The organism is Acinetobacter sp. UBA6526 (assembly GCF_002434875.1).
In the GTDB taxonomy this organism is placed as follows: domain Bacteria; phylum Pseudomonadota; class Gammaproteobacteria; order Pseudomonadales; family Moraxellaceae; genus Acinetobacter; species Acinetobacter venetianus.
This window is the reverse complement of the sequence record NZ_DJLC01000163.1, coordinates 1-7,475: the sequence shown is the minus strand read 5'-3', so window position 1 is coordinate 7,475 and position 7,475 is coordinate 1. Positions and strand designations below refer to the sequence as shown.

The 7,475-nt window shown below is 39.4% G+C and carries 8 protein-coding genes; 6 read left to right on the top strand and 2 right to left on the bottom strand.

Annotated features, from left to right (window positions below):
- Positions 1-306 (top strand): hypothetical protein (locus B4237_RS11360; RefSeq protein ID WP_286943171.1); only part of this gene is annotated, 306 nt, incomplete at its 5' end.
- 156 nt (positions 307-462) lie between these two features.
- Here the strand turns inward: B4237_RS11360 and B4237_RS11355 are convergent.
- Entirely contained in the window at positions 463-1,404 is a 942-nt protein-coding gene (locus tag B4237_RS11355; protein WP_075315321.1) for a LysR family transcriptional regulator, read from the bottom strand.
- A gap of 51 nt (positions 1,405-1,455) precedes the next feature.
- Entirely contained in the window at positions 1,456-3,381 is a 1,926-nt protein-coding gene (locus B4237_RS11350; protein ID WP_016660412.1) for a sigma 54-interacting transcriptional regulator, read from the bottom strand.
- Between the two features lie 217 nt (positions 3,382-3,598).
- On the opposite strand from B4237_RS11350, the gene B4237_RS11345 reads away from it, so the two are divergent.
- The 5 genes from B4237_RS11345 to B4237_RS11325 all read left to right on the top strand — a co-directional run.
- Complete coding sequence (locus B4237_RS11345) at positions 3,599-4,081, top strand: MSMEG_0572/Sll0783 family nitrogen starvation response protein (RefSeq protein WP_002058090.1); 483 nt, start codon at positions 3,599-3,601, stop codon at positions 4,079-4,081.
- 24 nt (positions 4,082-4,105) lie between these two features.
- Complete coding sequence (locus B4237_RS11340) at positions 4,106-5,098, top strand: Nit6803 family nitrilase (RefSeq protein WP_286943166.1); 993 nt, start codon at positions 4,106-4,108, stop codon at positions 5,096-5,098.
- 35 nt (positions 5,099-5,133) lie between these two features.
- Complete coding sequence (locus tag B4237_RS11335) at positions 5,134-6,213, top strand: MSMEG_0568 family radical SAM protein (RefSeq protein ID WP_002058083.1); 1,080 nt, start codon at positions 5,134-5,136, stop codon at positions 6,211-6,213.
- Between the two features lie 10 nt (positions 6,214-6,223).
- Entirely contained in the window at positions 6,224-6,787 is a 564-nt protein-coding gene (locus B4237_RS11330) for an MSMEG_0567/Sll0786 family nitrogen starvation N-acetyltransferase (protein WP_016541979.1), read from the top strand.
- Positions 6,787-7,475, top strand: a 689-nt coding sequence (locus tag B4237_RS11325; protein WP_286943163.1) for an AIR synthase related protein, incomplete at its 3' end; no start/stop codon positions are given. The genes B4237_RS11330 and B4237_RS11325, both read left to right, overlap by 1 nt.

Here is a 7,475-nt window from a genome sequence, read left to right as displayed (position 1 = left end):
TTTCCGTTTCCTGAGACGACCCCTGGTTCAGATCATGGCGAATGGAGTGAACAAGACAGAAAAGATATTGCTCAACTACGTGAATCACACCCTGAACTAGCACACTGGGGCGATTTAGCAATAGGTGTTGCATTTGGTAGCTTCTCCGATGATGTCTTAGAGGTTGGTTGGGGTAATTGGATAATTGGTCAACGTAGTGAAGATTTCTTAACTTATTGTTGTTGGCGACAAATTAAAGGAACTTGGAATTTTGGTATGTTTTTCAAGACACCTAATCAAGAAGTTTTACCAATTTGGAAAAGCTAGGTTTACAACTATATTGGGCTTTGTTGCATAAATATGTAAGCATCTGATTTAAATAAATTTAATTTTGGATCAAGAAATAATCAAAACTTTTAAAATCATATAGTTATGAAATCTTTGTGCAACAAAGCCCTAATTAATCAAAATTTTTTTGTAGACTCAAGTTTTAGTGCCTGAGTCTATTCTTTCCCAAGGAGGCAATACAGTCCATTGTTCAACGAGGTAATCGATAAACATTCTGATTCTTGGAGACAAATGTTTTTTGCTTGGATAAATAATGCGAATAGGCTCGGGTTCAACTGTATATTTTTCAAGAAGAGGAATAAGTTGGAGCTGATCAATACTTTCTTGTGTGATATAGGTGGGTAGTTGTATGATACCAAACCCTGAAACTGCAGATGCCAAGATAGCATCTGAACTATCGATTTTCATCTTCTCAGGACCTTCAAAAACATAGATCCCCGAGTCTGTCTTGAATTTCCAGCTTCTACGATTGTTGCTACCATTTAGAAAAATTGTATCAAATTTTGCTAAATCTTCTGGAGTTTGGGGGGAACCATGTAATTTAATATATTGTGGTGATGCACATGTCTGCATTTTTTGCCATGCGATGGTCCGTGTTAAAAGTCGAGAATCATCCTTGGGTTCACCAACACGAATACCTATGTCAAAGCCTTCTTCAATGATGTCAACAAAGCGATCTGTAAAAGAAATGTCTGCTTTTAATCCAGGCCATTTTTTTAGAAAGGTGTCTAAAATGGGTAAAATATATCGATTTCCAAGTGAGTGAGGAGCTGTAATTTTTAAAGTACCAATCGGTTCAAGGCGACGTGAAGCCATTACATGATCAACTTCTTCTAAACCTTCTAAACCTTCTAAAATCTGCTGGCAATAATCAAAGAGAATTTGCCCCTCATCAGTCAAGCTTAAGCTTCGTGTCGTTCGATTTAATAGTCGCACTTTCATTTGTTCTTCTAAACGAACAATACTTTTACCAATAGCAGATCGTGATAAACCTAAATGTTTCGCTGCAAGAGTATAACTGCCATATCTGACTGAAGCTACAAAAGCAGAAATATCACCAATTCTATTGATTTCCATTGCTTTATCCCAATGTGATTATTCATTTGTTGGTAAGGTATTGAATATCCATTAATATTTAATACCTAATTTTTTTAATTTTGAAATCAGTGTCGTTGGATTAATCCCTAAAAGCTTAGCTGCACCCTCATCACCAAAAATTTTACCTTCACATTGTTTGATTGCCAGTTGAAGATTTTCAGTTTCTAACTGTTTAAGCTGTTGTATCGATAGGACTTGCTCAATTGCTGTAGCGTGATTGTGCTGCATAGTCTGAGAGGATTCTTGTTCCAGTAAATATTTAAATGAAACAGCGCCATGTTTGGCAGTAATCAATGCTCGCTCCAACACATTTTGTAATTCTCGAATATTACCCGGCCAGTCATAGTGTTGCAGTTCGAGGATGTGTTTTTGTGAAAAAGGTAAATAAGGCACTTTACGATTTTCACTGATCAGCTTGGTAAAGTGTGAAACTAATAGAGGAATATCTTCTTTTCTATCTCGTAAGGCGGGTGAGTGAATCGGGAATACATTCAAGCGGAAGTATAAGTCTTCACGGAAATTTTTGAGCTTAACTTCTTCTCTGAGATTACGATTAGTCGCTGCAATAATCCTGACATCAACGTGGCGAGTTTTTTCTTCACCAATTCGTTCAAATGTTCCTTCTTGTAATACTCTTAATAATTTACTTTGTAATTCTAGTGGGATTTCACCAATTTCATCTAGAAACAATGTTCCTTGATCTGCAAGTTCAAATCGCCCCGCTCGATCACGCACTGCTCCCGTAAATGCGCCTTTAACATGCCCGAAAAATTCACTTTCAAATAGTTCTGAGGGGATGGCTGCACAGTTAACACGTATAAGAGGTTGTTGTTTACGATGACTAGATTGATGGATTGCACGTGCAATCAGTTCCTTTCCTGTACCAGATTCGCCATAAATCATGACATTGGCATCAGTAGAAGCAACTACTTTAATTTTTTCAATGATTTGTAAAATTGAGGCACTATTTCCCACAATTTCATGATATTGATTCTCTTGTAGTATCTCTTCCTGTAAATATTCATTTTGTTGTTCTAGTCGACTTTTTAAGTCTTGTAGTTCGTTAAGAGCATGGGTGAGTTGTTTTTCTGTATTTAAGCGTTCGCTGATATCTCTAAAGACTACAACTGCACCAATGATCTCGCTTTCACGGATGATTGGTGTACTTGTAAATTCCACAGGAAAAAAACTGCCATCACGTCGCCAGAAAATCTCTTGTATTCCTTCATGTACTACACCATCGTGTACAGCTGCGTAGATTGGGCATTCCTCGACAGGATAGTGCGTACCATTCTCATGAGTATGGTGGTGTATTTTATGGATATTTTTACTAAGCACATCTTCTGGTTTTAATCCTAGCATTCTCGCGCCAACGGGATTTATAAAGGTACATAATCCTTGTTTATCGATACTATAAATTCCATCACCTACTGAGCTTAGCAGCAAATGCTTGCCAGTGTCAGAATCAATAAAAAGTTCTTGTAGAGCTTGCCATTCTTTAAGCCCTGCACGAATGACTTTATCTGCATTTTTATTCAGTTGACGTAGCTCTAAGTCTTTGACATCGACTAAGGACCAAATGAGCAGAGTCTTATTCTTATATGGGATTGAAACAGAGCTGACATCGAATTGAATTTTTTCTCCATTTTTATCAAAAGCATATAGCTCATTATTCCATGCATAGCCTTTAGCTAGTGTTTCTTCTGTAAATGCCACTAAGTCTGGGAGTTGACTAAAATGACCAAAAATAGAGGTGATAGTTTTTTGAATCAGCTCATGGCGTTCATAGCGGAGTAATTTCGTAGCACTAATATTTACATCAATAAACTGATTTTGATGTGGGTCTAAAACGAGTAAGGCTTGAGAGGTGTGTTCAAATGCAAGTGGACGAATTGAATTCTCAGTAGTAACCCAATCGGAAATGAAGTCGGTATTATTCATGCTACGAAATTTCATAGAATAGGTTATGAAATTTCATAATACTACGAAAAATCATAACCTTCCAGCACTATATTTATCATCTAAAAGAGCAGTTTTGAAAATATTAATTATTATATTTCAATGACATAAAAATTAATTCCTACCAGAAAATAGATCTTGGCACAGCTCTCGCAATAACACGGATAGACCAAAACAGTTGGTTGAATCGAAACCGTAGATATGAGGAACGGCTATGCCTAAAGTAGATATTGAACAATACAAAGATGGTGATTTTCTTGTCGATTATGAAGAAAAAGTATTTGAGGATGTAAAAGCTCAGCCGGGTGAAAAAGCATTGGTGACTTTCCACACCGTTGCCTTTGAAGGTTCTATTGGCTTGGTTAATGTCTTACAAGCAAAACGATTATTACGCAAAGGTTTTGAAACCAAAATTTTGCTCTACGGTCCAGGTGTTCAGTTGGGGGTACAACGTGGTTTCCCAACTTTAGGTGCTGAAGCTTTTCCTGGACATTTGGCGGTCAATAATCAGCTTAAAGCCTTTATGGAAGAAGGTGGTGAAGTTTATGCCTGCCGATTCGCATTACAAGCGCTATATGGTCAAACCGAAAAAGCATTAATGCCAGGGATTCGTCCAATCAATCCTTTAGATGTAATGGACTTGAAATTACTGATGCGTCGTGACAATGCACTGATCATTGATACTTGGACTGTTTAAAGATTTAAGAAAGGGGAATAAGACATGAATCAGATTGTAAAAGCAGCAGCAGTACAGTGTAGTCCAGTGCTTTATAGCCAAAAGGAAACCGTACAAAAAATCTGTAATACGATTTTAGAGCTAGGTAAACAAGGCGTACAGTTTGCTGTTTTTCCTGAAACGGTAGTGCCTTATTACCCTTACTTTTCTTTTGTACAACCACCGTTTGCAATGGGTAAGGAACATTTAAAGCTTCTCAATGAATCTGTGGTTGTCCCTTCTGAAGCAACCTTTGCGATTGGTCAAGCCTGTGCTGAAGCAAAAATGGTGGTTTCTATTGGGATTAATGAGCGCGCGGGTGGAACAATCTACAACGCACAGCTGTTATTTGATGCTGATGGCTCGATTATTCAGCATCGTCGAAAAATTACCCCAACTTATCATGAACACATGGTGTGGGGACAAGGCGATGGCAGTGGGTTGCGTGCGATTGATTCTGCTGTCGGGCGTATTGGGTCACTGGCATGCTGGGAGCATTATAACCCTTTGGCACGTTTTGCCTTAATGGCAGATGGAGAACAGATTCATGCTGCCATGTTCCCTGGTTCATTAGTCGGACAGGTGTTCGCTGATCAGATCAGTGCCACTATTCAGCACCATGCTTTGGAGTCAGGTTGTTTCGTAGTTAATGCGACGGCATGGCTACATCCTGAGCAACAACAACAAATTATGAAAGACACTGGTTGTGAAATTGGTCCAATTTCAGGTGGATGCTTCACTGCTATTGTATCGCCTGAAGGGAAATTTCTAGCCGAACCTGTTACTCAGGGTGAAGGTTATTGTATCGCTGACTTAGACTTTTCATTAATTGATAAACGTAAACGCATGATGGATTCGGTTGGTCATTATAGCCGTCCAGAATTATTAAGTTTATTGATTGATCGTCGTCCGACACAGGTACTACATGAACTTAAAGTCGAATCCTTGGATTTAACAAATCTTGAAAAGATTTCCAGATTTACGGAAGAGCAGGTTTAAGCCTTATTAAACCAATTCTATAGAGAGGGGTGAGTATGTCTGCAATACAACTTTTGACTGATTTGCAATGTAACGGTCTGAAATGGGATGGTGAATTTGGTCTATCTCGTAAAGGCGGTGCAGGGCCAAGTGATCATAAGGCACTCAGCCTAGATGGGCAGACGATGATGATTCCAGTGTTGAATCTAGCTGCACAAGAGTCTCCATACAGTGCCAAAGCTGATCCAGATTCTGACCAAGTGATCGTATTTAAAAACCGGATTCCTGTAGCAACATTAACAGCCCCATCTCGTCCAAAGTTTTATGACTTAACTACAGACGAAGGTATTCCATATGAGCAAATTGCAACTTTGCATAGCCACGATGTCTTGGCAACAACAGTATTACAACATTGCATTCGTATGAATGATAAAGCTACGGCTTGTCAATTTTGTTCGATTGACCAATCTTTAAAAAGTGGTCGTACTTTAATTCGGAAACGTCCTGAACAGCTCGCAGAAGTTGCAAAAGCAGCTGTGGAACTCGATGGTGTACAGCAAATGGTCATTACCACTGGCACACCTAATACTCCAGACCGTGGAGCAGAGATTTTATATGACAGTGTAAAAGCAATATGTGCTGAAGTGAAGTTACCTATACAGGTGCAATGTGAGCCACCCGATGATTTTGCATGGTTTCAAAAGTTAAAAGATGCAGGTGCGGTGTCAATTGGTATGCATCTTGAAGCGGTGAGTGATCGGGTACGTCATAAAATTATGCCGGGTAAAGCAGAAGTTTCAATTAATACATATTTTGCAGCATTTAAGGCGGCAGTTGAGGTATTTGGTCGGGGGCAAGTAAGTACCTATATCTTAGCTGGGCTAGGCGATACAGAAAAAGAAATCATTGAAATGACTGCCAACTTGACCGAGATGGGCGTTTATCCGTTTGTAGTGCCATTTGTACCAATTCAGGGAACAGCACTTGAACATCATTCAAAACCTGAGCAAGCCTTTATGCAGGCACTCTATCCAAAAATTGGTGAGCAACTCCGTCTACATGGGCTTAACTCGGAAGACACTCAAGCGGGTTGTGCCAAATGTGGAGCATGTTCTTCACTGAAAGCTTATGAGTAGGAGAAACAGTATGCAACTTTCTGGTTATCCATGGTTAATAGAATTAAATGAAGACCTTAAACAGTTTGTCACAGATGACATTGTTATCAAGGTGGTCACTGAAGACTGGGAACGTCGTCAATATTATCGCCTGCGAGAGGCAACTTTTCGCGATGAACAAAAGATTCTAAAAGAAGACCGTGATGAATATGACTTTAAAGCTCTAGGTATTGTTGCGATTGGGCAAATGTTTGGTGAGCATGATCATGTCATAGGTGCAGTGCGGATCTTCCCGGATGGAGCAAATACATGGTGGGGTGGGCGTTTATGTGTAGAGCCATTATACCGCCATCATCATGCTATTGGTAAAGCGCTGATTAATGCAGCAGTGTCGACGGCAAAAAATCTAGGATGTCAAACATTCTTAGCGACTGTACAGCAACAAAATGAGCGTTATTTTCAGAAATTATGTTGGAACAGTGTCTGTGAATTAATGGTTGCTGAAATTCCACATATGATGATGCAAGCTCAAATTGAACATTATCCGCTACAGCATGTGGTCATGCAGGCTTATATGCAAAAAGAGGTGGAATGATGATGTCACTCAATCAACTTCTTGAATATTTGAGACAAACTCCAGCTATGCAATCAAAACAGGTGATTGCTAAAAGTGTAATGATCCCAAATCTGGATAAAGTGAATTCTCTGCAAGCTTTATACGCTTATCCTGGAGATGATACTGCCGCTGTTGCTGTCCAAGGACAATATATTTTACATGCGTGTGAAGGGATGTTGCCTGGTTTTGTTGCTAATCATCCTTATTTTGCGGGTTGGTCTGCAGTCATGGCCAATATCAGTGACATTGCAGCAATGGGTGGTCGTGCATTATCTGTTGTAAATAGCTTTTGGCATACAAATGTTGGGCATGCTCAATTATTAATGCAAGGCATGCAAGATGCTTGTACTGCTTATGATGTTGCATTGATTGGTGGGCATAGCAATATCGCTGAAAGTTATCAGCCTGCTTTATCCGTTGCCATTCAAGGAACAGCACAGAAATTATTGTCGGTTTTGCATGTTAAACCACAGCAAAAGATTTTGATTGCTTTAAATCTACAAGGTCAATTTCATCCTAACACTGTCTATTGGAAATGCTTTGAACGTGTATCGGGACGTATTTTGCAAGCACAGCTCTCAGTAATGCCGCAACTTGCACAACAAGGAATCGTATATGCCGCACGCGACATTAGTAATGCAGGCATTTTAGGCAGCCTGCTCATGCT